General features: G+C 40.2%; 19 protein-coding genes. 6 read left to right on the forward strand and 13 right to left on the reverse strand.

The annotated features are described in order from the left end of the window. Positions 1–50: 50 nt before the first annotated feature. Both AN391_RS04875 and AN391_RS04880 read left to right on the forward strand, forming a co-directional pair. On the forward strand, positions 51–1,160 hold the full coding sequence (locus AN391_RS04875; RefSeq protein WP_055014348.1) for a hypothetical protein: 1,110 nt from the start codon (positions 51–53) through the stop codon (positions 1,158–1,160). Between the two features lie 86 nt (positions 1,161–1,246). Continuing rightward, complete coding sequence (locus AN391_RS04880; protein ID WP_055014349.1) at positions 1,247–3,598, forward strand: beta-galactosidase; 2,352 nt, start codon at positions 1,247–1,249, stop codon at positions 3,596–3,598. Positions 3,599–3,659: 61 nt separating this feature from the next. Here AN391_RS04880 and AN391_RS04885 read toward each other — a convergent pair whose 3' ends face one another. Next, a complete protein-coding gene (locus AN391_RS04885; RefSeq protein ID WP_055014350.1) occupies positions 3,660–4,478 on the reverse strand; it encodes a hypothetical protein in 819 nt (272 codons plus the stop codon). Positions 4,479–4,583: 105 nt separating this feature from the next. Between AN391_RS04885 and AN391_RS04890 the strand changes: the two genes are divergently transcribed. Then, positions 4,584–5,447: a helix-turn-helix transcriptional regulator gene (locus AN391_RS04890; RefSeq protein WP_235576469.1), complete on the forward strand. Its 864-nt coding sequence runs from the start codon at positions 4,584–4,586 to the stop codon at positions 5,445–5,447. A gap of 6 nt (positions 5,448–5,453) precedes the next feature. On the opposite strand, the gene AN391_RS04895 is transcribed toward AN391_RS04890, so the two are convergent. The 10 genes from AN391_RS04895 to AN391_RS04940 form a co-directional block, all read right to left on the reverse strand. Continuing rightward, a complete protein-coding gene (locus AN391_RS04895) occupies positions 5,454–6,731 on the reverse strand; it encodes an NAD(P)/FAD-dependent oxidoreductase (RefSeq protein ID WP_055014351.1) in 1,278 nt (425 codons plus the stop codon). Positions 6,732–6,749: 18 nt separating this feature from the next. After that, positions 6,750–7,058, reverse strand: coding sequence for a 2Fe-2S iron-sulfur cluster-binding protein (locus tag AN391_RS04900; RefSeq protein WP_055014352.1), 309 nt, complete (start codon positions 7,056–7,058; stop codon positions 6,750–6,752). A gap of 41 nt (positions 7,059–7,099) precedes the next feature. Then, positions 7,100–8,272 (reverse strand): cytochrome P450, encoded by a 1,173-nt coding sequence (locus AN391_RS04905; protein ID WP_055014353.1) that lies wholly within the window; start codon positions 8,270–8,272, stop codon positions 7,100–7,102. Between the two features lie 202 nt (positions 8,273–8,474). Beyond that, the gene (gene aldA, locus AN391_RS04910) at positions 8,475–9,923 is read right to left on the reverse strand and encodes an aldehyde dehydrogenase (protein ID WP_055014354.1); all 1,449 of its coding nucleotides are present in this window, start codon (positions 9,921–9,923) and stop codon (positions 8,475–8,477) included. Between the two features lie 4 nt (positions 9,924–9,927). Further along, positions 9,928–10,692: an SDR family oxidoreductase gene (locus AN391_RS04915; RefSeq protein WP_055014411.1), complete on the reverse strand. Its 765-nt coding sequence runs from the start codon at positions 10,690–10,692 to the stop codon at positions 9,928–9,930. An 11-nt stretch (positions 10,693–10,703) separates the two neighbouring features. Further along, a complete protein-coding gene (locus AN391_RS04920; RefSeq protein ID WP_016709222.1) occupies positions 10,704–11,726 on the reverse strand; it encodes a zinc-binding dehydrogenase in 1,023 nt (340 codons plus the stop codon). Positions 11,727–11,736: 10 nt separating this feature from the next. After that, positions 11,737–12,846, reverse strand: coding sequence for a mandelate racemase/muconate lactonizing enzyme family protein (locus AN391_RS04925; RefSeq protein WP_055014355.1), 1,110 nt, complete (start codon positions 12,844–12,846; stop codon positions 11,737–11,739). Between the two features lie 176 nt (positions 12,847–13,022). Beyond that, positions 13,023–14,009: an SMP-30/gluconolactonase/LRE family protein gene (locus tag AN391_RS04930; protein WP_082429298.1), complete on the reverse strand. Its 987-nt coding sequence runs from the start codon at positions 14,007–14,009 to the stop codon at positions 13,023–13,025. Continuing rightward, positions 13,999–16,320: a hypothetical protein gene (locus AN391_RS04935; RefSeq protein ID WP_055014356.1), complete on the reverse strand. Its 2,322-nt coding sequence runs from the start codon at positions 16,318–16,320 to the stop codon at positions 13,999–14,001. Before AN391_RS04935 ends, AN391_RS04930 begins: the two co-directional genes overlap by 11 nt. A gap of 138 nt (positions 16,321–16,458) precedes the next feature. Next, on the reverse strand, positions 16,459–17,796 hold the full coding sequence (locus AN391_RS04940) for an RICIN domain-containing protein (RefSeq protein WP_055014357.1): 1,338 nt from the start codon (positions 17,794–17,796) through the stop codon (positions 16,459–16,461). Positions 17,797–18,799: 1,003 nt separating this feature from the next. On the opposite strand from AN391_RS04940, the gene AN391_RS04945 reads away from it, so the two are divergent. Beyond that, positions 18,800–20,449 carry a diguanylate cyclase gene (locus AN391_RS04945; RefSeq protein WP_055014358.1) on the forward strand — a complete coding sequence of 550 codons (1,650 nt, stop codon included), beginning with the start codon at positions 18,800–18,802 and terminating at the stop codon, positions 20,447–20,449. Between the two features lie 30 nt (positions 20,450–20,479). On the opposite strand, the gene AN391_RS04950 is transcribed toward AN391_RS04945, so the two are convergent. Then, positions 20,480–21,427: a siderophore ABC transporter substrate-binding protein gene (locus AN391_RS04950; RefSeq protein ID WP_055014359.1), complete on the reverse strand. Its 948-nt coding sequence runs from the start codon at positions 21,425–21,427 to the stop codon at positions 20,480–20,482. A 423-nt stretch (positions 21,428–21,850) separates the two neighbouring features. Beyond that, a complete protein-coding gene (locus AN391_RS04955) occupies positions 21,851–22,768 on the reverse strand; it encodes a LysR family transcriptional regulator (protein ID WP_004586768.1) in 918 nt (305 codons plus the stop codon). A gap of 195 nt (positions 22,769–22,963) precedes the next feature. On the opposite strand from AN391_RS04955, the gene AN391_RS04960 reads away from it, so the two are divergent. Continuing rightward, complete coding sequence (locus tag AN391_RS04960) at positions 22,964–25,036, forward strand: TonB-dependent receptor domain-containing protein (protein WP_055014360.1); 2,073 nt, start codon at positions 22,964–22,966, stop codon at positions 25,034–25,036. A 287-nt stretch (positions 25,037–25,323) separates the two neighbouring features. Further along, on the forward strand, positions 25,324–25,980 hold the full coding sequence (locus tag AN391_RS04965) for a carbonic anhydrase (RefSeq protein ID WP_055014361.1): 657 nt from the start codon (positions 25,324–25,326) through the stop codon (positions 25,978–25,980). Positions 25,981–26,374: the final 394 nt, after the last annotated feature.

Raw genomic sequence — 26,374 nt, forward strand, 5'->3', positions numbered from 1 at the left:
TTGATTATTAGCCCTTTTCTTGAGTTGTTTTTTTTAATTTGGAAAAACCAATGCTTTGTAGCCTAACTGAAAAACAAAAACAGCAAATTGCGCACCCATTCCCTAAAAACGGCCAAGATCCCCATGGTAAAATGATTGGTCACGGCAAATTCAAATATAAAGTAGATGCGCATTGGGGCAAACTCGATCCTCAGCAGTACCCAATCGAAAACTGCCACGCCATGGTAATTGATGCACAAGGGCGTATTTTTATGATCACTGATAATACCCAAAATAATATTTTGGTGTATTCACAACAAGGTGAACTACTCGATGCTTTTGGCACACTCTTTCCTGGCGGCCATGCTTTAAAAATTGTCAAAGAAGGTGAGCAAGAATTCTTATATGTTGTAGACAGTGGCTGGATTGTTAATCGTCATTGGGATGGTCACAGCAAAGAGCAATGGGATAGCCCGACTAATAATGTCATTCCACAAGCCGGATTTATTGCGAAAATGACTTTAGATGGCAAGCTTGTTTACACCATTGGCCACCCGCAAACATACGGTGCTTATACGCCTGAGCAGCCCTTTCGCCCTACTGATATAGCCATAGCTCCAAATGGTGATTTATACGTTACTGATGGTTACGGCAGTGATTTTTTACTGCACTTTGATAAACACGGCCGGTATATCAAGCACTGGGGTGGGCATGATAACAGCGATACTAACTACAACTTACATAATACCCATGGCATCGAGGTTGACTTACGTGATGCCAACAACCCGACTTTAATTGTCAGTTCACGTTTTGAACAGTGCTTAAAAGTGTTTTCTCTACAAGGTGAATACCTTTCAAAAATAAGCGCGAGCGGCGCATATATTGGTGGGCCAGTTTTTAAAGGTGAACTATTTTACGCTCCGGTGTGTTGGTCGCATATTGACGAGCGTAATGCCGATGACTCTGGTTTTATCAGTATTTTTGATCAATCAAATAAAATAGTGGCTAACTTGGGTGCGCCACAACCTGTATATATAGAAGGCGAATTACAGCCAATGCAAACAGATTGGCAAATATTTAACCATGTACACTGTATTTGTGTTGATCAAGATGACAATCTTTATGTTGGCCAATGGAACTCGTCAAATAGTTATCCTATGAAGTTAATAAAACAGAATTAATGCAATAAAAGTGAACACGATCATTGTTTATTGTTAACAATGATCGTATGTTATCCATTCTAGTTTACAACAGGATCAAAACTATTATGACAACAACTAACACTTCACTGACTGTTAACTTAATCGCGCTCAGTTTAGCCTGTATTTTTGCCAATGGGTGTAGCGATACAGATAAAACACCTGTGCAAGAGCGCGCAGCTAACACCCCAGTGGATCCTTTCTATCAAGCTGAAACATTAACTAAACTGGTTGATTTTTCAAATCAACAACAGCAAAGCTGGTTTTTCGATAAGTACACATCGCACCAATTCATTGAGTCTGCAAATAGTAATAAGTTAGCGTTAAATTTTTCTGCAAAGGGAAATATTTCTGAACTAAAAATAGCCCCACCCAGTCCTTGGGATTTATCATCGTTTAATAACTATAACGTGGCTTTTGACGTTGAAAATACCAGCGCCAGCTCTGTACACGTTTACCTCTCAATAGAAAATCCAGAAGGGCAACTACAAAGCCGCTCGGTTAGTTTACCGGCGAATTACTCAGGTACTGTCTATTTTCCTTTAGATGGTAAAGAAGCCCAAACCAATACTGGTATGTGGGGAGATGCACCACCTTGGCAAACAAATGATCGATTAATGGTGTGGCGCTCTTGGCGTGATGATGGCGGAGACTTCACAAAGATTAGTGCAATGAACCTCTTCACTATCGGTGTGTTAGAAGATAAGTCAATATTAATTGGTGATATCAAACTGAGAAAAAACCCACCATCCGATCCCAATTGGATGGTCAATATACTTGATAAATATGGTCAATACACAAAACAAACCAATGCGTTAACTATCACCTCAGATGAGCAGCTTAAACGTTTGGCTGATATTGAATTAGCTGAACTTGCAAAATCCAAAGGCATGAGCGACCGCTCTCGATTTGGTGGTTATGCCAAAGGCCCTAAATTAGAGGCCACAGGCTATTTTAGAACTGAAAAAGTAGACGGTAAATGGTGGATGGTTGACCCTGAAGGCTACTTATTTTTCTCCCATGGCCCAGCCAATGTACGCATGGCTAATCTTACCACCATTACCGGCGTAGACTTCAAAGATGATTCGGTCCGCAATCGCAGTAGCGATGAGATCACCCCTGAAGATTCGATGGGGATCATTAAAGTCTCAGATGACGCTCGCCAAAGCCGCTTTATTACCTCTGAGCTTCGTCATAATATGTTTCAATGGCTGCCCGATTACAATGAGCCACTTAGCGAGCACTACAGTTACCGACGCTCAACACATAAAGGCCCTGTTGCACATGGCGAAACATATAGTTTTTACCGTGCAAACTTACAACGTCGCTATGGCGAAACATCACCTAAATCATATTTAGATAAATGGCATGAGGTAACACTTGATCGCATGAAGGATTGGGGTTTTACATCATTTGGCAACTGGGTCGATCCAGCTTTTTACGATAAAGAATCAGTGCCCTATTTTGCCAATGGTTGGATTATCGGCGACTTTAAAACACTCTCTGGACATACTAATCACTGGGGACTGATGCCCGATTTTTATGATCCTGAATTTAAAAAACGCGCAGAAATTACCATTGATGCCATAGCTAAAAGCATTAAATCATCACCATGGTGTATAGGCATATTTATCGATAACGAAAAAAGTTGGGGCGAACGTGAAGGCAGCGTAGAAAAACGCTACGGCATCATACTCGATGCCCTATCAAAAGATGCACAGCAAAGCCCAGCTAAACACGCATTTGCAACACACCTTAAACAAAAGTACACCTCAATAAATGCACTAAATAAAGCATGGCAAAGCGATATTACAAGTTGGGATGAACTTAATAATGGCGTTACGTTTACTACCTACACTGACGCACAAATAGCCGACATATCGAAAATGTTAGAAATGCTAGGCGAACAATACTTTAAAGTAGTCAATGGTACATTAGCTAAAAAGCTTCCTAATCATTTATACATGGGTGCTCGCATGGCTAACTGGGGCATGCCAGATGAAATTATTAAAGCGTCGGTAAAATACTCGGATGTATTGAGCTTTAATATTTACGAGGAAGGTATGCAAGATCATTACTGGCAATTTTTAGAAGATGTTGACCTACCGGTTGTAATTGGCGAATTCCATATTGGTACAGCTACTGACTCTGGTTTGTTTAACCCTGGTATTGTTCACGCTGCAAATCAAACAGACCGTGCTGCTATGTATAAAAATTACATGCAAAGCGTACTCGAAAAACCCTACATGGTTGGCGCTCATTGGTTCCAATATGTTGATGAACCCGTATCTGGGCGGGCATTTGATGGTGAAAACGCCAATATAGGCTTTGTCACAACCACTGACATCCCCTACCCTGAAATGATTCAAGCGGTAAAAGACGTTACCTCTACCATGTACGAAAATCGCTACGATAAATAGCGAAAACGCTAATATGACCGGCTTCTATAAGTTTAGCCGGTCGTTAAAATGTAGTACCTAGTTACACAATTAAGTGCTGTTTTAGGTAATCTTTCATATCTACATTTAGTTGCCATTGTTGGGTCATTGGTCTATTTGAGTTGAGTTCATTAATCATATAAGGCCAAGGGCCAAACTCTGGACAGATATAAAATATTTGCTGGCCGCGTGCTTTAGCTAAATCTATGATCTGTTGCCACCATTGCACATATACATTTAATGTTTCCTGCCATTGATGGCTAAATGGGTCATTCACTTGTGCTGATTGAGTATTACCTACTCGAGCGTGAATATAATAACTGTGCTGTTGCGCGAGTTTTAGTGACTCTTGTTGTTCCTCTAAGTAACTTTCACTGACATTAGTCCAGTGGGAGAAGTCAGCATTTAATTTTAGAGCTGGAAATTGTTGAAGATACGGCACTGTGGCAAATGCTGCAAAATTAAACCGTCCTCGGTGAGTCTCGTGAGTAATTGTGATACCCAAAGTACGCTCTAACGCTAAAGCATCATTGAGTAACAAGCTGTTTTGTTCAACACTATAAAAGTCTTTTCCGGTATGTGAGTTTATAAACACTGGATTGAGTGATGCCAGAAAGCGCAATCTCGCATTAAATTTAGCGCGGTATTGTGCAAACGATTCAACCTTAGGTGCAAGCCATTGTTGTGCTACCACACTAAAATTATCTTCATTGGCGGCACGTTGAATTCCACTGATAAACTTTTCATCTGCTGGAAAGTTAATTTCTGCCCCAGCAAATCCAGCATCAAGTACCTTTGCTACAAATTCATCGGCTGCAATCCCTTCACAACCCCAGTAAGGGCATAAAAATTTTAATTTCATAATATTGCCTTTTATTTAAATTAAGCATGCGCGGCTGTTACACAATCATTGCAGCAATAAATAATGCGCGCTAAACTCAATTATACTTTGTTAACAATAAACCATATGCCAAAGACAACAATCTATTGTGAACCGTTTTCTATTAAAGACGGCTACGAGTTTGAAGTTCATCACGTTAGTTATCTTCAGCACGATGCTTATTCGTGTTTTATGCACTTTCATCAAGTGCATGAATTTATATTTTTTGAACGTATCGATGGCACTTATTTTTACCATCAAGGTGAATCAACATTAGCTGATTATGAAGCCGTGTTTACCCCCGCCATGGAAACCCATGACTTTGAGCTCAAACCTCGCTCTAAATCTTGGTACATAGTGCAATTTATGCCTGAATGCCTTGACGATCCTGCCTTAAGTGAGTTTACTGAGTTACTTAAAACCGGTTTACATTTGAGCTTTAGCATTGAAATACAAAAAAGAATTCATAAATTACTCGCGTGGATGCTGAGTGAGTTTAACGAAAACCCTAAAAGTAAAACTTGTACTCAACTGTTTAATAGCTTAATTACGATGGTGTGCGAATACGGTAAAAGCAGCTTATCGGAGCAGCAAAAACCATTAAGCGGCTCAGCCAGCTTTAAAAAGCTGGCACCGATAATTAATGAACTTAAAACAAATCACGGCTTAACCCTGTCACTAGAGCAAGCTGCAGGACTTTGTCATTTATCACCGTCGTATTTTTCGCGGGTATTTAAAAAGCACTTTAGAGTGCCTTATTCTGATTACCTTATGCAACACAAACTATACAGCGCTGCACGTCTACTAGGACAAACAGATGTATCGGTGACCGAAATAGCGTACGATTTAAGCTTTTCCAGCCCGTCGTATTTTATTAAGCAATTTAAGCATCACTTCAAAGTGACCCCCTACCAATATCGGCAACAATATCGCCAGCAATTACAGCCCTAAAGCCAGCTACTCACTTAGTAATAATGCTTTTGTAAGCGCCGTTGTGGTGTCCTTTAATACCTGTTTATTAACCAGTAAACTTTGTTTAATTGCTTGCATACCCAGTACATAGGCTTTGCTATTGTTAACCGCTTCAACACATAACAATTGCTCAGCCTTGAAATACCAAACCGAAAATTGTGTCGGCGATTCTTCACGAACAATTAATTCGTCATACCCTTGTGACAAACCAACAATTTGCAATTTGTACTCGTATTGATCCGACCAAAACCAAGGAACCGCAGGAGCTAAGGGCGCTTTATTCGTTAGACACTGCGCCACAGATTTAGCTTGATCAACAGCATTTTGTACTGACTCTAAGCGGATCCAACGTTGATAAAGTTTGCTAAAGTGCGTTGTACAATCACCAATTGCGAAAATATCAGGGTGAGACGTTTGGCAAACATCATTCACTTTAATACCTTGCTCTATCGCCAAGCTCGCATCACTGGCCAATTGTGTATTTAGCCTAACGCCGACTCCGACTAAAATAAAATCTGCGGGATAATGCGTACCATCGCTACACACAACCAAGTGTTTATTGCCTTGGTGTTGTATTTCGACAACGTCTTTCCCTGTGTGTAAAGCTACGCCTTTATCTATATGCAGCTGGGTTAAAAAGTCAGACATCACACTTGAGGTAACACGTGATAATATTTTGTCTTGCTTTTCAATCACGGTTACATCAGCGCCTAATGCAACAAATGATGACGCTGATTCAAGCCCAATATAACCGCCACCAATAATGACAACCTGTTTGTCGGTACTATTTTTTAAAGCCGCTTTAATCGCTTGGGCATCCGCAAACGTTCGCATAGCAAAATACTGAGGGTTACCCGCCTCATCAAGGGTATCGCTCAACCCAGGTATGGGCGGAATAAAAGCAGAACACCCCGTCGCTAGCACCAATTTGTCAAACGTAATACAGCTGTCATCATCTAGGATAATTAATTTTTCTTGCTTATCAATGGCTGTCACTGTTTGCCCTAATCGCAGTACTAAATTGTTATCTTTGTAGGCTTTTTCAGCTTTAAGTGGTGTTGATAATGAGTTACTTGCTTGCAATGTTTTTTTAGACAATGGCGGTCTGTGATAAGGTAACTCTGGATCACTATCTATTAAGGTAATACTGCCAAGCCAACCTTGCTGGCGTAAATTAAACGCAAGGTTTACACCTGCGTGACTGGCGCCTATTATCACTACATTTAAATCAATTGAATGCGTTGGTGAGTGTATAATTTGCATAATAAATCACCCAACTATCTAGTTAGCAACAACAAAGGTCATGCCATCGAGCTCTTCAGAGACTTCAATTTGACAACATAAACGGCTAAATTCAGTCACGTTATCATCAAGTTCTAGCATGTCGCTTTCAATTTCATCTGGTGCGCCTATTTTTTCAAAATCATCTGGCGCAACGTAAATATGACATGTTGCGCATGAGCATACGCCGCCACAGTCACCATCAATACCTGCAACGCCATTAGCGGTAGCTAACTCCATCAATGAGCCGCTGCTCCCTTCAACCTCAACAGCGCCATTGGTTTTTGTCATAAAAATTACTTTAGCCATCGTTCTATCCTCTTATGTTTTTGCACTTTCTACAGTGTTCGTTACTTTGCTTTTATACTGACTTGTAGGTAGTTAAAGCCTACCTTGCGTGAAAACTCACCGAGCTTTTCAATGTTTTCGTCGGCTTTGATTATGTCTATGCTGGCTACTTTACTTGCCATTGATAACACTAATTGACGTAATAATTGTCGTGCATGGGTGGCCCCTAAACAGTTGTGATGACTAAAGCCAAAACTCACATGAGGGTTTACTTTTCGATCAAAATCAACGTTATTTGGGTTTTTAAACACGCTTTCATCGCGATTGGCCGATGCCCAACATAGTGATATACGGCTATCCGCTTTTATTGCATGCTCACAGACTTGCGTATCTTCGGTTGCAACACGACCCATTTGTGTTAATGGTGAGAAGTAACGAATAAGCTCTTCAACAGCACGATTAATGATTTCAGGCTCAGCATGAATACGCTGTAAGTCACTGATATTTTCGCTAAAGTAAGCAATTGAATTAGTGATGGCATTTATTACCGTATCGCGGCCACCAGCAAAGGTTAGGATCATGACGCCTTTAACTTGCTCTTTCGTCATTTTTTGACCATTCACTTGCGCGGCAAGTAATACTGAGTACAAGTCGTCACTAGGATTAGCAATGGCATTATCTATTTCATTATCAATATAGTCATAGAGAATATTAGCTTTATCGCCATCTAAATCACTGTCTTCACTGCGAAATACATGAGTGCCCCAATCAATCCAGATTTGCGCTTTATCCATCGTGGTATTTAATAACAACGTCAGCGCTTTCGATTGCAGGGGCAATGCAAACTCACTCACAATATCCAGTGATTGTGCACGTAAAGCACTGTCAATTGTTTCATCAATGATCTGCTGTAAACTAGCTTGATACGTATCATCTAACGGGCGTTTAAACCATGGGTTTAATAACTCACGAAAGCCAGCATGCTCTGGCGGGTCGACTTCAAAAGGAATTTGTCGGGTTTCACGAATTGCCACTTCAGATGGAATAACAATCCGCCCAGGTTTAGCACCTGACTGAAACACCGCACAATTATGCGCGGCTTTTCGTACATTTTTTAAACCTAAGAGCATATTTACGGGATCATTCTGATCGTCCATTTGCCCAATACCCGATGTACTACGTTGCTCTTTGAATACATCAGGAAAATCACTCACACCTGTAACTTTTGCTGTCATGCTTAAATACCTTACGACCAAAAATGTAAATTTGATGCACCATACTAGTCCGATATTTTTGGCTTAAATACACAAAATAGATTAAAAAATGGTAGCTTCATGTTCTTTTTAGCATGACGTTAATAAATTCTCAGGCACAAAAAAGCCGATGCGTTTGCATCGGCTTTTGGTGGGCAAATGTGAGAGAATCCACCCTGCCTAATTACTGCTCGTTTAAATAAACGGTTTTCTTCTCAAGATATTGTTCTAAACCGTATTGGCCGTCTTCACCACCCATACCGCTTAGCTTCCAGCCATTGTGGAAACCTTGATGTTGTTCACCTAAACCACGGTTAACATACACTTCACCCACTTCCATTTCTGCAATTGAGCGATGAATGTATTCCATAGATTTAGTGTATAAGTATGCTGAGAGTCCATATTCACTGTCGTTGGTATAAGCAATGGCTTCATCAATGCTGTTGATTTTGATGATTGGTAATACCGGCCCAAAAGTTTCTTCGTGCACTAAAATGTTGTCTTGCTCAACATCAACCAGTACCGTTGGTTCATACCAATTGCCGCCTTCAAAACCTGCTACTGTGGCAACTTTACCACCAATTACAAGCTTAGCGCCTTGTGCAATGCCTTTTTCAACAATTGAGTGAATATTATTAATTTCACTTTGATTGACCTTAGGCCCCATATCTGAACTTGGGTCCATTGGGTCACCTACTTTAAGGGCTTGCACTTTTGGAATGAATTTTTCTATAAAACTATCGTAGACATCGCTGTGCACATATAAGCGCTCAGCACAGGTGCAAACTTGACCACAGTTAGCAAAACGCGCTACCACAGCATCATCAACGGCTTTATCAAGATCAGCATCTTCCATAACAATAAACGGCGCTTTGCCGCCAAGTTCCAGCATCACTGGTGTTAAGTTTTTACCACTGGCTTGATGAATAATTTGCCCAGCACGGGTACTGCCAGTCATGGTGATTAACTTTGTCAGCGGGCTTTCACATAAGTGTTGGCCAACAACTGAGCCCGTACCATTAACAATGTTAATCACACCTGGCGGAATACCTGCTTGATTAGCAATTTCACCTAGCTCCATAGTAGCTAATGGCGTTTCTTGGGTTGGCTTTATTACTATTGAGTTACCAGTAATAAGCGCAGGACCAATTTTACGCCCCGCTAATGCCAAAGGAAAGTTCCATGCTGTGATTGCCACTACCACACCGCGGGGCACTTTGTGAATGTAGATTTTTTCGTTTTCGTGGTCAGAAGGAATAATATCCCCTTTGATCGTCAACGCATTATCACAGGCATATTCAATAAATGTGGCTGTAACATTGGCTTCCATACGCGCAACATCAATTAACTTGCCTTGCTCTTGGACTAACAGCTCAGCAAGGCGCTCGTTATTATCACGAATACCTTGGGCAAAACGGCGTAAAATTGTAGCGCGTTCACGCGGTGTTTTTTGTGCCCACTGAGTTTGTGCTACCGTGGCCGTTTCAAGCGCAAGTTGTGCGTCTTCAATACTGCCTTTAGGAATGACACCCACTTGCTCGCCGGTACTTGGTGAAAGCACGCTGATGGTGTCGCTATTTGATGAGCTAATATACTCACCATTTATAAAGTTTACATTGTTTTTTATTGTCATGGTTTTATCGTCCCATCCAGCCGCCATCAACTAATAGAACACTACCGTTCATGTAGTTTGAGGCATCTGATGCTAAAAATACGGTTGGCCCTTTAAAGTCATCAGGTGTTCCCCAACGACCTTGTGGTATACGATCTAGAATCGATTTTGCACGCTCAGGGTCATTTCTTAATGCTTCGGTATTATCAGTGGCAATATACCCTGGTGCAATGGCATTCACATTAACACCTTTACTGGCCCACTCGTTAGCAAGTGCTTTGGTTAATTGACCAATCGCCCCTTTACTTGCTGCATAACCAGGTACAGTAATACCGCCCTGAAAAGTTAATAATGACGCAGTAAAGATAATTTTACCTTGCCCACGAGCCACCATTTCTTTGCCTAATTCACGGCTTAAAATAAATTGTGAATTTAAGTTAATCTCAATGATTTTATCCCAATATTCATCACTGTGCTCCACCGCCGGATCACGTAAAATTGAGCCTGCGTTATTGACTAGAATATCAATTTGAGGGTGTTCTTTTTTCACATCATTTATAAAAGCATATAAGCTCTCACGATTAGAAAAATCACATTGGTAAGCATAAAACATTTGCCCACGAGCAAGCACTTGCGTTTCAACATCTGATCCTGATTTTGCTAAACTCGCTGATACGCCAATTACATCAGCGCCGGCTTCAGCCAATGCAAGGGCCATTGCTTTACCAATACCACGGCTACAACCTGTGACTAATGCTGTTTTACCTTTAAGACTAAATTTATCTAACATGTTATTTTCCATTACTTAATTTGGCAAGAAACAAGGGCTTTCATACCCGTAGGGTTATTGTCCATGCTAGCAAACGCTGAGCTAATATCAGCCAGTTCACTGACCGAAGTAATAAATGGTTCTAAATCAATTTTGCCGCTAGCAACTAAATCAATCGCCATTTCAAAATCAGCATCTTCATAAACACGTGCGCCAACAAGCTCTAGTTCACGCCAAAAGAATTGGAACAAATCAACTGGCGGCTTTTGAGAATGGATAGCAACCATACAAATACGGCCACGTACTGCTGCAATTTGGGTCATAGCTTCAACTGCAGGTTGCACACCCGATACTTCAAAAACAACATCAGCGCCTTTGCCATCACTCCATTTAGACACATATTCTTGCAAGTCTTGTTCTAGTGGGTTGATGGTTTCAATATCAAAACGCGCAGAAAACTTACGACGCTCGTTATTTACTTCAGAGATCAACACGTCAGCACCGACACTTTTAGCAACCAAAGCCACTAATTGACCAATTGGACCGCCGCCAATCACCACTGCTTTTTCACCGGCTTTTAAGCGTGAACGCGAAATATCATGACAGGCAACAGATAAAGGCTCAATTAATGCGCCTTGCTCAAGTGTTACGTTGTCAGGTAGTTTATGAATAGTACGCGCTTTTACTGTCCATGAATTTTGAAATGCGCCAACTGAATCAATGCCCATAAATTTCAGGTTATGACATACATGACTATGACCGGCATTACATGCAGGACAATCACCACAGTAATCAAGTGGGCGTACAACGACACGATCACCCACTTTTAAGTTAGTCACATTGCTACCAAGCTCTGCAACCACACCTGAAATTTCATGACCTATGGTATGCGGTGGGTTAACGCGCTGATCCATTACGCCATGATAAATATGCATGTCGGTACCACAGATGCCAACAAAACCAACATCTAAACGTACTTCATCCGCTTGTGGCTTTACTTGTTTTCCTTCGACGATGCGAAATGACTTATTGCCAATATATTCTGCTGCTTGCATGGTAAATACCTTATGATTGCTTAACTAAATGAGGCTTAACTAATTGCGCGTCAAACTCGACACCGGTACCAATTAAATCTGGTGCACAGGCTTCGCCGTTATCAAGTTGCAATGGTCGCGTGGTGTATTCATCTATCGGGAATGAGTGTACTTCTAAGAATCCCGCATGAGGTTGTGAAGCCAATAGCGATACATGTAATTCATGCATACCGTGGCTACAAATCGGCAAGTTGTGGGTATACGCTAAACTAGCAACATGTAACCACCCTGTGATACCGCCGATATTTGAGGCATCGGGTTGTAAAAAACCAAGTTTTGCTTGATCAATCGCATAACCAAATTCATGTAATGTATGTAGGTTCTCACCCATAGCTAAAGGAATTGAGGTCGCTTGCGCAATCCGTGCAAACCCTTTGTAATCATCTGGAATTGTTGGCTCTTCAAACCAGGTTATATCAAACTGCTCAATGGCTTTTGCAAAACGGATAGCATGTTCTACATTCATCGAGTAATTAGCATCAACCATTAACGTTTTATCAGCACCAATTAGCTCACGAACGGCGGCCACTCGTGCCACATCTTCTTTATAATCTTGTTTGCCTACTTTAATTTTTACCGCATTAAAACCACGGTCTAAGTAAACTTGAATATTCTTAAGTAGCTTTTGCTGATCAAAGTTAAGATCTATACCACCGGCATAACACGCGGTTTTATCTCTGTGTCCACCAGCAACTTGCCAAAGTGGTGCTGATAAGCGTTTACATTTGATATCCCACAATGCAATATCTACTGCAGAGATTGCAAAGCTTAATAAACCACCGCGGCCTACGTAATGTAGGTCCCACTGTAGCTTATCCCAAATTGACATAATTGCTGATGAATCAGCCCCGATCAAACCAGGTTTAATTTCGTCATTTAATAACGAATAAATAGCGCGGCCACCTTTACCGCCAGTATAGGTGTAACCCATACCTTCGTAACCGTCTTTGGTCATTACACGCACTGCGATAACTTCAAAATGAGTATGATCACCGTGTTTAGCATCACTTAACACCTCAGCGAGAGGAATTTGGTAATACTCTACTTTTATATTTTTTATTGCTCGCAATGAATCTCTCATCTAGCCACCAGTTTAGTTTACAAGATACTGTCTATTGTTAACAATCTACAACAACATAAATTTATTGTAAAGGTAATATAGTTAATAAAATGAAAATAACTTTGCCGTAGACGTGCAGCTAAGAGTGGCCTAGCAAGTTAAGCAGCAACCACTTAACTTGCTAGTGATTTAAACGACTATTGAAGATCAGTGTTTAAAGAAAATGTCAGTAAATGTGTATGAGCGGTTATGTACACACGGTTTTGTTGGGCATTAAATGCTAAATTTGCGCTGATGGTAGGCAATGATACTTTGGCTAATAGCTGAGCGTATTCATCAAACAACCAAAGCCCACCAGGCCCTGTTGCAAATATAATCCCACTGGGATGAATTTTTAATCCATCCGGTAGACCATGGCTGTTATCTGCCACTGCGGGCAATTGATAAAATAACGCTTTATTTTTAACAGTACCATCTTGGTTTAATTGATATCGATACCAAGCGGGTTTATCAGGGTTTGATGCCGCCACATACAGTGTTTTTTCATCCCCAGACAACGCAACCCCATTTGGGTAAATTAATTGCTTATCAAGCACATTAAGTTGGCCTTTTGCATTCAATGAATATACCCCTTGGAAGCTTAGCTCTTTAGCGGGATCATCAAGCTGCTTAGCCAGTCCATAAGGGGGATCACTAAAAAATAGAGTACCTTGCTGATTAAAAATACCATCGTTTGGACTGTTGAGCTGTTGCCCTTGATAACGACTCAATAATTCGCGATAGTTTGTTTTTGGATCATTAACCGACGATGCCATAGTGACAATTTTTCGTGAGCGTGATTGTAATAACACCAACTCATTGTCGTTATTCAGGACTAGGCCATTTGAGTAACCGCTATCGGCTAAATAAAGGTGCACACCTTGCTCAGGCTGATAGCGATAGACTCGGTGGGTGGGAATATCTGAAAACAACAAATACCCGCCGTCTTCAACCCATACAGGCCCTTCAAGCCACTCAAAGCCGGTAGCCAGTGTTTCGATTGGTGTATCTAAATTTAAAACCTGCAACGCCCTGTTATCGTAGATTTCATACGGGCCTTGTTTTATCACTGGCTCTGCATCTACAGCGGTGCTAATAAGCACAGCTGTAAGCACTACCCAAGCCTGAATATAACTAGTTAGCATTATTTGTATACCTGCGTTGATAAAGTTGCTGATTAACTTCTTTAGCAGCATTAACAAGGGGCATGTAAGGAATATCTGCCACATTAACAAAGCCAACGTTATAATTTTCGCCATCATAGGCACGCCCTGTTAATGGCGAATCTATATATTGAAACCAATGTGCCCCGACAAAATATGGATTATCGATCACGCTATACATATATTGTTGGTATTTAACACCGCGGTCGTGTTGCGACTCGGCATGAATAAGCCCTGGGTTTAATAGCCCAGAATCTAACGCCCCATTATGAAATTCACCAATAATGCTTGGCTTATCAATGTCTGCTAAAAAGTGCCAAAAATCATCATTGAGCCCTTCTCGGTAGTAGTTATAGCTAACCACATCAGCATGAGCAGCTGCTGCGTTACGAATTTCTGGCGTCATGCCCCAGTCAGCAAAACGAGCTCCCATATAGAGATGGTTTGGTAAGTGTTTTGCTGTTGCTTGCTCTACCACGGCAAAATATTGGTTAGCATAATGAAATAGCATAGTGGAAAAATCAGCTTCGACTTGCTTGTTGATATTTTTGACTGTAATGCCACTAGAAAACTCATGCCACGATGCAATACTGCTGTTCCAGCTAGCATTCAAAGCAGCTATATCTTGGTACTTATCTTTCATCAGTTTTACGAATTCAGCTTTAGTAGGGCTTTGTGTTGCATCTACAGATAATGTGTTGATCACTAATCCATATTGCGAATTAACTGAGCCCATCATGCCCCAGCTTTTTTCATTATCAATAAAAACACCAACACACCATGGACTATTGTTCACTTGCGCTGCCACGGTTGCTAAGGTGATATCCGCGCGCTTAATAAAAACAGGATCAAATGGATCAGGTAACGGGCTCCAATAATCATTACCACTGCTTACTGTTTTAAAATCACCGATGATCCAAGCATTGGCAAAGTAAGGAAGTCGGTTTTGCTGATAGTAATCATCATCAAGCCAGTTACCAAACGAGGTGAACCCCCACGACAACATACGATCTGTCGTGGTATCGCGCCATTTTTTCATTAATGTTTGCTCATCACGTGTTTGGTATTTGCGCTGTAAGTTTGCTCGATAAAAACTAAATGTTTCACCTTTTTTAACTGCCCCACTATGCACTTCACGGCGATAGCCATAATTGTCGGCAAGAGGATCATCACTGTCAGGCAACCAATTAAACATGTTAGCGCGCAGCTCAGAGCTGATATAACGTGATGGCCACGCAGCCTTTGGTGCCGTATTTAAGCCGATTGAATCCTCAGGAGTCAGATCACCCGCCGCCCTTTGCGTAATGTACTTTTGGTCAAAGTCGTAACCTGTAATTGTAGTGGTATTCGCTAAGCGTACATTGGCTATACCGGTTGAAAAAAATAAATAACCTTGCGGGTCAACTAAACTCCATTTGCCTTGGTACTTTTCGGTTCTAAAGTAGCCAGTTGCTTTAAGTTTTGGCCCTGCTTGCCAACCACTAAACGTTGAGCGCCCCTCAACAGGTGACTTTTTCAGTTGTATTTGCTCTTGCGCTGAGATTGCAAGTAATTGCTCTGTGGATGAAACTTTGTTGCTAAAATCACGCTTGGCATTTTGGCCAAACTCATCCACCAAGCCTACTAGGTATTCGGTGTCAAAGTTAGTTGGCTTGATTAGTCTTACATTATCGATTAGTAATTGCTTATCCGCTAACAAACCTTTTGTGCCAAACATCACCTTGGTTACTTTACTAACATCAATTTTCTTTTCACCCCCTCGGTACAATACCGGGGTATAACGACTATGCCAACTAGGCGGGTTGGAGCGTATCCCCGACTCTGTATTTAAATCTGCCCCTTTTAACTCAATATAATAAGTATTATTTGATTCAGCTGGCACCACTACACTGCGACTTTGTGCTCTACCGTTATCATCCACTGTTTTTATATATAACTGAGTAGATGCCTTATCAGGGTTTTCTATATCAAGTGCAAAAGCAAAGTTGCCTAACGCTTGCCAATTCCACGTTGAGCTATTTACAAATTCAATATCGCTTTCGTGATGAGTTTTGGCTGCAAATATAACCTGTAACTTATGATTACCTTGCTGTTCAATTAGCTTAGTCGTGGTATTGTGATGCTGTAAAAAAGACTGGTATTCAGGTTTTTCGAAATCCCACAGCATGTGCTCTTTTTTTGTTGTGTCGACTACGGGCGTGTTTTCTTCGAGTTGATTATTAGTACAACCTGACAACATAGTGCCTAGCAGTAGTACTGATGAGATATAAATATTGTTGTGTGTTTTTTTCATAGCAAGCCTATTCTTTTATTATGAAAGAACCGCTTTTGTAATAAAAGCGGTTAGGTACTATGTAGAATAATTACACAACACAAAACCAATAACAATTAATTGTTAACAATTTCACGTTTGTAAAAAATATGCTGCTTTTTACTCAATCAGCTGAAAACGTTGATTATCGCCGTTATAACACTGCCACTGCACAACTGACGCGCCATTGGTTTGTAATTTACCAGCTATATCAATACATTTATTACTTAAGCTTGCTCTAAGCTCAAAGTAGCCATCACCCGTGCTATTGAGAGTAAAGCGTTGATTGGCTTTTGTGTGATCACACACCCACTGTTCAACCCCAGCGCCATTTGAGGTACTTGAGTTAGCAATTTGCATACACAAGCCAGTTAATTGTGAGCTGATAGCATATTCGTTATTTGTGAGTTCAACGAGCTCAAATGCTTGGTTCTCGTTATTAGAATTACAATTCCATTGCTGATAAGTACTGCCGTTATTCATTGCACCGTTTTTAATATCGATACACTTTTGACTGTGTTTTGCTTTAATTTGCGCGCCACTAGTAACAGAGCTTGTATTTGCTGCATTTACGGGTTTATACACGCGCACCCAATCAACGTACATTTTATTTTTACTGTCATCAGCTAGGTCTGCATCAGTTGCAATATTACCCGCTTCTGAGCGCCAATCATGATCTTCAGTATCAATAATAATATAAGCAGATTGATCCATATTATGTGTGTTCTTATTTAACGTAGCCCCAGAGTAGTCTTTGTCTTTCATGACCACTTGTGCCCAAGAACCATCTGGCGTTTGCTGGCCATCAATATAAAATGTGACATCTGTTGGACTTTTCCAATACACACCAAAGCGATGAAAGCCTTCTCGCCAGTATGTTCCCCAGCTTGGCGTATTATGGGTTTGGTCATTGTAATCACTGATTATTTGATTTGTTTGTTGATCGCGAATAAAAACATGGAAGTTCGTCGACATGTTTCTAGCAAACCATTTATCACGCGCACCACCGTATACTTCTAGTACATCAATTTCGCGTTCATCATTATCGCTAAGCAACCAAAAATTTGAAGATAACTCTAGGTTACTCACCTTAATACTGGCTTCTAAAAAGATTGGGAAAGTGACTTTCGTTTTTGAAGTGATCACCCCAGCATTGACTTGATCAGTACCTGCACGACGTGAAGCACTTATAATCAAATTACCATCAGAGACCCAAGACTCATCGCGTTGCCAATAGGTCAAGCCTGGACCTGTCCAGCTATTAAAGTAGGTATCGTTCCATTTACTGGTAAATGCCGCCGGCTTCCCTGTGTAATTAAAAGAGTCTGAGTAGGCTTCTTGTAACTGCCAGACTTTACCATTGTCAGGCGCGACTGGTAATGGAATTGCATCCCAATCGTTGGCCATTAAATTTGTAGATGTTAAAACACAGCCGATCAACAAAAGGTTATTTTTCATTTTTGCCTCTTAAAAGTTAGATGTTGTCATTTTGGTCACACAATGTGACCAATACAGACTAGTACAAATAAAAGACAAAACAAACAAATTGTTAACAAAATATTTTTAACAATACACAGTGCATTATGGTCAATTTCTCCTACTTTAGGCATGACTAACATGTTATGCGTGTCTCAATAAAAAATACTTCAACAATAATAGAAAAGCTTTTATGGTGCTAAAAAATATAATAGTTAAGGAGCTACACTATATTATAATATTAAACTTTGGTGCGTTACTGCTGGTAAGCTGTAGTAAACCTATAAATAAAATCAACTCAATTTCATGATAAAAGCAGCCTTATTAATATGACTAAACTTATGACTACTCACTATCATGTGACTGAGAATTTGATTAAAAATTTCGACCTTGAGATATCAAATCCAAGTAACTATGCACCTTTAAATATTTATGCCAACGACGGCTCCTATTTGAAAATCGAAACATAGGCAAACAGATTCTAAATGCATTCGTAGGGGTTCCTCAGCAAGGTGACACGACCCTAACCTTCAAGACCAATGTAAATCACAAAGGACACCTGATTTAGCGCATTATTTGCTATTTAGAAAACTATTTTTACCACTAAAAATTAATTAATAGATTCAACTACAACTTAGTTGATTAAAGCGATACCTACTCCCTGTGCCCACGCCGAAATCGGTGGTTTGAATCCACTCAGTCTTACCAAAATTATTCATTCCACTGAATCAAATTAATTAACCAATTAATAGTTCAACCATAGCTCAGTTGGTTCGAGCGCTACCTACTTTAAATCCTAGCTATGAATGCAAACACCCGCGGTGTTTATAAATTCGTGTCAACAAAAGCGCCCTCATATTACTTATTTATTAATTCATTTTGTTATTCAAGGTCAAATTTAGTCATTATTTAAATGCAATGATTTTGTTTGATTTATATACTATTTGTTTACAATTTGATTATAATCGCTTAGTGGGTTTTTATAGTGAGTTTAGGCATGGCGCGGGCTGGTATATTAACAGTATTTTTTTTCTGTGCTTTTTTTAGCCCGCTAACACATTCTTATCCACTTAATAACAATAACACTACCATAGAGGATGATAACCTGTGGCGTCCTGTTACAGCATTCAATACGCCTCCTTCTGCACAGCAAGTTATTACATCACATAAAAACGGTACCGAAACAAGTAGTTTGCTCGGTAAAAGTGGCGCTGTAGTGACAAAAGTGGCACTAAATAGCCCCGCCACTGGTGATTGGTATGTGCTTCCTCAGGCCAATTTTATCGATGTTGGCCTAGCCTTTTGGCAAACCGAACAGGGGGATATAGTTAAGCTTGCTGATTTTTCGCAGACTCATGTAAACCAACAGGCCATTTTAATGCATGGTCAGGCATTTAAACTGCCCTTTTTTGAACCAAGCAAGGGCTATTTGTGGATATATTTAGAAGCCAAACATTACCCTACCCCAGTTGATCTGACTATTTTAGATGAGGGTGCATTTTTACATCATCAATTTTATATAAACTCAATAAGCCTTATTGCTATTTCAGTCATGCTTACTTTAGCAATATTGGCCTTGGTAATGTTTTTAAATGTAAAACAAAAAGTGGCCTTATTTTGTGCTGGCTATGTTGGTTTACATGGCTTTGGTTGGGCGTTTGCCTCAGGTGCTGTCAATGCAGTTTACGCCAGTCCCACTTTTAATAAACATTACTTAGGTATGTATTTATTCGCCTTTGCTGTGAGTTGCGCTGGCGCATTTACCTACTACCTATTTAACTTTTATAAAGAAAAAACAAACAAGCTGACACGCGCATTAAAATACTTCTCTATTACTGCCTTTGTATGTGGCGTTTGCAGTCTATTAATGCCCTTTTATGTGGTGTTTTATACCGCGCATTTTTTAGCAGCAATATGGGTTACGCTTAGTTTAACTACCGGGTTTGCTATGCTTAGCCTGAACGATTTTAGAGCCAAGTACTTTTTATTTGGCAATGTGCTCTATAGCCTCTCATTAGTAGTCTACGTTGCGTTTCATTTTAATTTAATAAATGCAACATCAGCAGAAATCTTTGTGCTGATCGCTTTAGCAATAGATTGCGTGTGTATATTATTATCTTTATCTGAGTGGCTGAAGTTAAAGCATCAAGCGTTTAATACCTTATTGTATGAATCTCGCTTTGACCCTCTAACCCAAGTTGGCAACCGATTATTATTAGATGATGAGCTGGTTAAACTTGCACATAGTGCTTACATCATTGTGTTTATAGATTGTGATGGAATAAAAAAAATAAACGATGGGCTTGGGCACGCCAAAGGGGATGCGTTTTTAATTAATGCAGCAAAATTAATGACACACTATTTAGCGCAAGACGGCACCGTATTTAGAACCGGGGGCGATGAATTTATTTGGTTATGTAAAGTCAAAAACAAATCACACCTCCCCCAGCTTAAAACCACGCTCACCCAAAAGCTCAAAGCATTACATAACACTATACAGCGTCAATGGCCGCAATCAGGTATTAGTTATGGCATAGCATCAAGCGATGAATGCCAAAACCATACCGAGTGTTTAACCTTAGCGGATCAGCGTATGTATAACTTAAAATCAGCCCATAAACTCAAAGTATGCTGAGTTAATAGTGTGCACTTTTGGGCTTGTTACTTACCATAGTGTATTTAGATCATTAACCGTGTTAAGTACACTCGTGTATCCACCAGTAACTACGTACCATTGTGTTGGATTTAGATAATAAACATGATTTTTTTGCCAAGCGTTGGAATTTTTTATAAAAGGTGAACTAGTTAATGCTTGCTTAATATTACTTTGTCCTGCGGTTGCTAGCCCTCTGTCGAGTATAAATAACCAATCAGGTTTTTTTTCTATGTATGCTTTTGTAAGGGTTGCAGCATGTTTGGCTTTTTGTGCTTTAGTTTGCTTTTTATTTGCTTTACTGTCGGTTTGTTTATTAATTTTACCAACGCTTGGAATACCTAACAGGTCATACACCATACCAAACCTATCGCCAGGTAAATGTGCAATAAACACATCTTTTACGGTAAATAAAACTAGCCCTGCACCTTTACTTTTTGCTTTAGCCTGCAAAGTTAGGATTTTACTGTTTAGCTTTTCCCACAGTGACTTTGCTTGTTGTTTTTTATCAAAAATACTGCCCAGTAATAAAACATTTCTTTTAACGCTAGGCACAAAGCTATCGGCATTAACGGTTAAATCAATAGTTGGCGCAATACCCGATAATTTATCAAGGGTCTTACGGCTTCGGCCACCCACAATAATAAGGTCAGGTTTTATATCTTTTAGCTTTGCATAGTCGGGTTTAAATAAACTACCCGCTATTGCTTTATCAGAGGTGTTATAACCTGCCAAATAATCTGGGAACACGCCCTTAGCTACAGCGGTTACTTCAACATCAAGCGCTGTTATGGTATCGAGTACACCTAAATCAAAAACAACCACTTTTTTAGGTTTTTGTTTTATAACAACAGGCTTCTTTCCTGCATGCTCTATTGTTAAAGGGTAGTTGGCAAAACTTGCCACTGAATAAAAGCCGAACACTAAAATTATAAGTATATTTAAAAATTGACCGTACATTATTACTATTTCCTTTTGTGTAAGTATAGGTAATTGGTAGGCCATGCTATCACGCACACCTAAAAATGATAATGAGTCGTATTTGTTTTATTGGGTATGAAAGCGGTTTTTTGCGTTGCAGTTTCTAGAACACTAAGACACTTCTTCGCGTTTGTGAGGGTCTGTTGATCTTTGCGGACTAAAATTTGTTTAAACTAGGGGCTATTTAATCACAGTGCGATTTTTGTAACATGATGGATTAAGCAAAAGCCGAATTACTAAGAGTAAATAGTCCCCAGGGAGACCCTTTGGGCAGCGGCTGTTTGGCGTTAATACGACGTTAGCGCCTATTTATAGGGAATAACGAGATAGGCTCGACTTTGCCTAAATACCAAACAGACTGATGAGAAGTTAACTTAAAAGCTCAACATACTCTAATTACTATTACATACTTTGGCATATTTCAGTGTTCCAGGCTTTAGGTAAATTACCTTTAATATGATCTATAAAGGCGCGTTGCTTTTTCGCTAATTTACCAAATGGGTAACATAGCCAAATAGGCAGTGGATCCGCTACCCAGTCGTTTAAACAACGCTCAAAACACCCAGGGTGAGCATTGAGCCGCATGCTGGCTTGCCACAGTGGTAATAAACCCAGCCCATGCCCATGGCTTATTGCATCCCCCTGTAACACGAGCTGATCAGACTGAATACGTGATGAAGGTACCGGCACACTTAATGTTGTCCCACGCTGATCAGTCATCACTAGCTGCTCGCTTTTATTCCCAAGTAATTGAAGCCATTGTGTGTTTATCAAATCTTCCGGTGATTGTGGGTAGCCGTTACGGCTAAAATACTCTTTACTACCAAATACTCCTTGCCATAACATGCAGAGTTTTTCTTGGCGTTGGCTGGTCTCTGGGAGAGAGCCCATACAAAGTAAAATATGATCTCGCCACTGATTTGAATTTGCCTTTATATCTGTTTTTAAAGTCACGCTCACATCAGGAAAGCGCGTTAAAAACTGAGCAACCACATCGCCTAGCCAACCTCTTAATAAACCATTATCAACATACACAACCACCTCGCCTTGTATCTTTTCATCGAGTGTAGCTAGTTCATGTTTGGCCTCATTAGCAATGCGAAGTATTTGCTCGCAATAACTATAAAAGCGCAGCCCTGCCTCCGTAGGGACTAAGCTTTTAGGCATTCTTTTTAATAAAGTATAACCTGTATCTTGCTCTAAATTTTTTAGGTGTCGGCTAAGAGTTGATTTAGATAACTGAAGCGTTTTTGCAGAACTTGATAAACTGCCCGAACTAACAACAGACACAAAACTATGTAATTCTTTAAACTGTAACACTATAACCTCCTGCAACGTTTGAAATAAAAAACAGGCTTATACCTACAGTTAAACCTGTTTGTCATAAACAAACGAGTGCAATGTGTTGCGGCTTTTGCAACACATTGTTCCATTCAATTTTCTTTACATGATAACAATAAGAATTATCATTTGCACTTTATAAATAAAGGTCTACACGTAAAGGAGAACATTTTAATGTGCAACCGCTCATTGTTTAAGCAAGCACCATTGACCTGTAAAAAGTTGCCTTTGGCTATTTTTGTCCCTTTAGCCATGGGAGCTTCGGCCACAGAAAATAACAACGAAATGGAAACAATGGTTGTAACAGCAACCGGTTACCAACAAAAAATTATAGACGCCCCTGCTTCTATCTCGGTCATATTACAAGAAGAGTTACGTAAACAGTCTTATACCACTGTGGTGGATGCTGTTCGCGATATACCCGGCGTATACGTCAGTGGGGGCGGTAATATGCAAGATATTAGTATTCGTGGTATGGATGATCAGTACACCCTATACCTTGTTGATGGCCGCCCTATTTCAGCGGGTCGCTCTGTCAATACCAACGGTGCCGATGGAGGCAAACAAATTGGTATTCCACCGCTTGCAATGATTGAGCGTGTAGAAGTTATTCGCGGCCCTATGTCATCGCTTTATGGCTCAGAGGCAATGGGGGGTGTAATTAATATTATTACCCGTGCAGCCCCTCAACACTGGTCAGGCAGTTTGGCGGCCAGTTATACCTCATCGATGAATGATGTAAGTAATGATGAGTACAATAGTGACTTTTATCTGGGCGGCGCTTTAATAAAAGACGTATTAGGCGTTGAGCTTACAGGGTCTTTACAGCATACCGATGAAAGTGGTTATTCAGGCGGTGGAGACTCTGCTGCAAGCCGCCCTGATTCGGATACAACGCAATTAGGTGTAAAATTTAATTGGGCTGTAAATGCTAAAAACCGAATGAGCTTAGCTTACAATACATCAAACATTGATTTTAAGCATACGCCAGGTGAGTCTATTGCGGCTGATGCCGAAGGGTCTCAATACGAATATGAGAAGCAAATGTATGTAGTTACTCATAATGGTAATTATGGCAAGCTAACTACAAATACGTATCTTCAGCAAGACTTATCGGAACGTGTTCAAAATGAAGATAAAAAAGAAGAAGTGATCACGCTAAATAGTTCGGCAACTTACGCAGGCGATAAGCACATTTATACTGTTGGCGCACGCTATAAAACAGAAGAGCTCGTTGATGAAACCAACGGTTTACTTGATGCTAATGTTGCTATTGCAAGTGACACGGTAGATCGGTGGATTGGTGCTTTATTCACAGAGGTTGAGTGGAACTTTATTGACGACTTAGCCATAACAACAGGCTTAAGATACGATAACGATGAACAATTTGGCTCGCATTGGTCACCCCGCCTGTATGCCAACTGGCATACCACTAATAATTTTACTATTAAGGGCGGTGTTTCTACCGGGTATACGCAACCTTCACTCTCTCAAGCCACAGCTGGCTTTGGACGCGGTACTGGTGGCGGCGGGTCGCCTAATTTATCTGCAGATGGGACATCAATTTCACGTGCCTTGATCATAGGTAATCCTGATCTAGAGCCTGAAACCAGCGTAAACTACGAAGTAGGTTTTATTTATAACGACCCCAAAGTAGGTCTATCCACTAGCTTAACGCTTTATCAGACAAACTTTGATGATAAAATTGCAGAAGATAGATACTGTGTTAGCGAAAATATTGATAGGAATGACTTTGAAAACTACCAATGTGAATTCAGCGGCAATACCTATCAGTTTTTAAGTACGCAAAAAAATATCTCAAAAGCGCAGATGCAAGGGTTAGAAGCAACGATAAGCTACCGTATTAACCAAAGTTTACGTGTTAAAGGCGACTATTCTTACACTGATTCTGAGCAAAAAACAGGTGACTTTGCAGGCGAGCCTTTAAATAAAATACCAAAGCAAATGGCTAACATTAGCTTAAATTGGGATGCCAGCGATACTGTAAATTTATGGAGCCGTGTAAATTATCGTGGCGAAACAACCGACTACTTAAGTCGTACCAGCCTAAGTGATGGCACTCCGGGTTACACCATGATGGATATAGGTGCTCGTTATTGGATTACTGATGACTTAAAACTCATGGCTGGCTTATATAACGTAACAGACCGTGTAGTTACCAACGAGACTTATGGCGTTGTATTAGATGGTAGAAGGCTTACTCTAAGCTTTAACTATGACTTTTAATACACTCTAATTTAATAGGGGCGTTTAACACGCTCCTATCTTCCCTATTTTGCCAATTTATTTAAATAACCTTACAAATCCCTATCCACGTTGATTCATTATAAAACTTGCCATTAATGGCTTTGATAACCTACCGCCCCTTATGCAGCATTTAATTAAATTACATGAAATTTATTAAACGGCTAAACAGTACAAAAAAAATAAGAACAAAGTTATACTGGCGCTAATTTGTCTGGCGAATAAAGCTATAAGTAATACGATTAAATTACCCCAATTAGGAGTTGTACATGGAACATATTATTTCGGGCGTGGCTAAGTTTCAAAAAGAAGTTTACCCATCAAAAAAAGCAGCGTTTCAAAAACTAGCCAATGGTCAAAACCCAGAAGTGTTATTTATCACCTGTGCCGACTCACGTATCGACCCTAACTTAGTAACTCAAACCGAACCCGGTGAATTATTTATTTGCCGTAACGCGGGCAATATTATCCCGCCGCACAGTAATCAAACCGGTGGCATGACTGCCTCAATTGAATTTGCAGTGGCAGCGCTGGGCGTATCACACATTATTATTTGTGGACACTCAGACTGTGGAGCAATGAAAGGCGCTATAAATACTGAGGGGTTATCAAGCTTGCCGCACGTAAAAGAGTGGCTTGGTCACAGCCGCGTAGCAACAGAAGTTGTAAAAGAAAAATGCGGTTGCGCAGAGCTAAATAATAACGACCACCTAGGCTTGGTAATCGAAGAGAACGTAGTACAACAGTTACAGCATATAAAAACACACCCTGCTGTGGCTGCAAAAATTGCAACTGGTCAAATTAAGCTACACGGCTGGGTATATGATATTGAATCTGCAGAAATTAAAACCTACGATGAAGCAACAGGCAGCTTTAAACCTGTTGAAGATACCGATGTAGAAACCCTGGCAAAGCAAAGTAAGTAAGCCGCTTTACAGTATTAATACGCCTAGTGTTTTTTATCTCAAAATAACATTAGGCGTATTTTTTTATTCATACCCTAAACGTCTCCCCCGTTATTAGTTAACAGCACAAAATGCACTTTTTTGACTACTTAGCACGTCGTAACCTCTTTATTTGCACTTCTATAGTGCTAGCACCGCACCAAAACCACTCAAATATGTGTAAATAAAACCATTCAAAAGCAGTGTAGCTCTTAAAAAACAAACACTTATAAAATTGGTCGTATTTTTGCTTACAAGATAACCATACTGTTCGTTATTAAAACGACACACATTTAGGTTGTTATGACCACAGGCAAAGAAGCCCGCTCGCAGTTACATTAACTTGTATCTGTGGCGGGCTTTTTTGTTTTAAATT

It is taken from the genome of Pseudoalteromonas sp. P1-13-1a, from assembly GCF_001401875.1.
In the GTDB taxonomy this organism is placed as follows: Bacteria; Pseudomonadota; Gammaproteobacteria; order Enterobacterales; family Alteromonadaceae; genus Pseudoalteromonas.

Coding starts and splice junctions, on each gene's coding strand:
- AN391_RS04875 (WP_055014348.1), top strand. CDS start 51: ATGCTTTGTAGCCTAACTGAAAAACAAAAACAGCAAATTGCGCACCCA.
- AN391_RS04905 (WP_055014353.1), bottom strand. CDS start 8,272: ATGACAGCAAAAGTTACAGGTGTGAGTGATTTTCCTGATGTATTCAAA.
- AN391_RS04940 (WP_055014357.1), bottom strand. CDS start 17,796: ATGAAAAATAACCTTTTGTTGATCGGCTGTGTTTTAACATCTACAAAT.
- AN391_RS04885 (WP_055014350.1), bottom strand. CDS start 4,478: ATGAAATTAAAATTTTTATGCCCTTACTGGGGTTGTGAAGGGATTGCA.
- AN391_RS04920 (WP_016709222.1), bottom strand. CDS start 11,726: ATGCAAGCAGCAGAATATATTGGCAATAAGTCATTTCGCATCGTCGAA.
- AN391_RS04900 (WP_055014352.1), bottom strand. CDS start 7,058: ATGGCTAAAGTAATTTTTATGACAAAAACCAATGGCGCTGTTGAGGTT.
- AN391_RS04890 (WP_235576469.1), top strand. CDS start 4,584: ATGCCAAAGACAACAATCTATTGTGAACCGTTTTCTATTAAAGACGGC.
- AN391_RS04950 (WP_055014359.1), bottom strand. CDS start 21,427: ATGTACGGTCAATTTTTAAATATACTTATAATTTTAGTGTTCGGCTTT.
- AN391_RS04895 (WP_055014351.1), bottom strand. CDS start 6,731: ATGCAAATTATACACTCACCAACGCATTCAATTGATTTAAATGTAGTG.
- AN391_RS04930 (WP_082429298.1), bottom strand. CDS start 14,009: ATGCTAACTAGTTATATTCAGGCTTGGGTAGTGCTTACAGCTGTGCTT.
- AN391_RS04880 (WP_055014349.1), top strand. CDS start 1,247: ATGACAACAACTAACACTTCACTGACTGTTAACTTAATCGCGCTCAGT.
- AN391_RS04935 (WP_055014356.1), bottom strand. CDS start 16,320: ATGAAAAAAACACACAACAATATTTATATCTCATCAGTACTACTGCTA.
- AN391_RS04915 (WP_055014411.1), bottom strand. CDS start 10,692: ATGTTAGATAAATTTAGTCTTAAAGGTAAAACAGCATTAGTCACAGGT.
- AN391_RS04965 (WP_055014361.1), top strand. CDS start 25,324: ATGGAACATATTATTTCGGGCGTGGCTAAGTTTCAAAAAGAAGTTTAC.
- aldA (WP_055014354.1), bottom strand. CDS start 9,923: ATGACAATAAAAAACAATGTAAACTTTATAAATGGTGAGTATATTAGC.
- AN391_RS04925 (WP_055014355.1), bottom strand. CDS start 12,846: ATGAGAGATTCATTGCGAGCAATAAAAAATATAAAAGTAGAGTATTAC.
- AN391_RS04960 (WP_055014360.1), top strand. CDS start 22,964: ATGTGCAACCGCTCATTGTTTAAGCAAGCACCATTGACCTGTAAAAAG.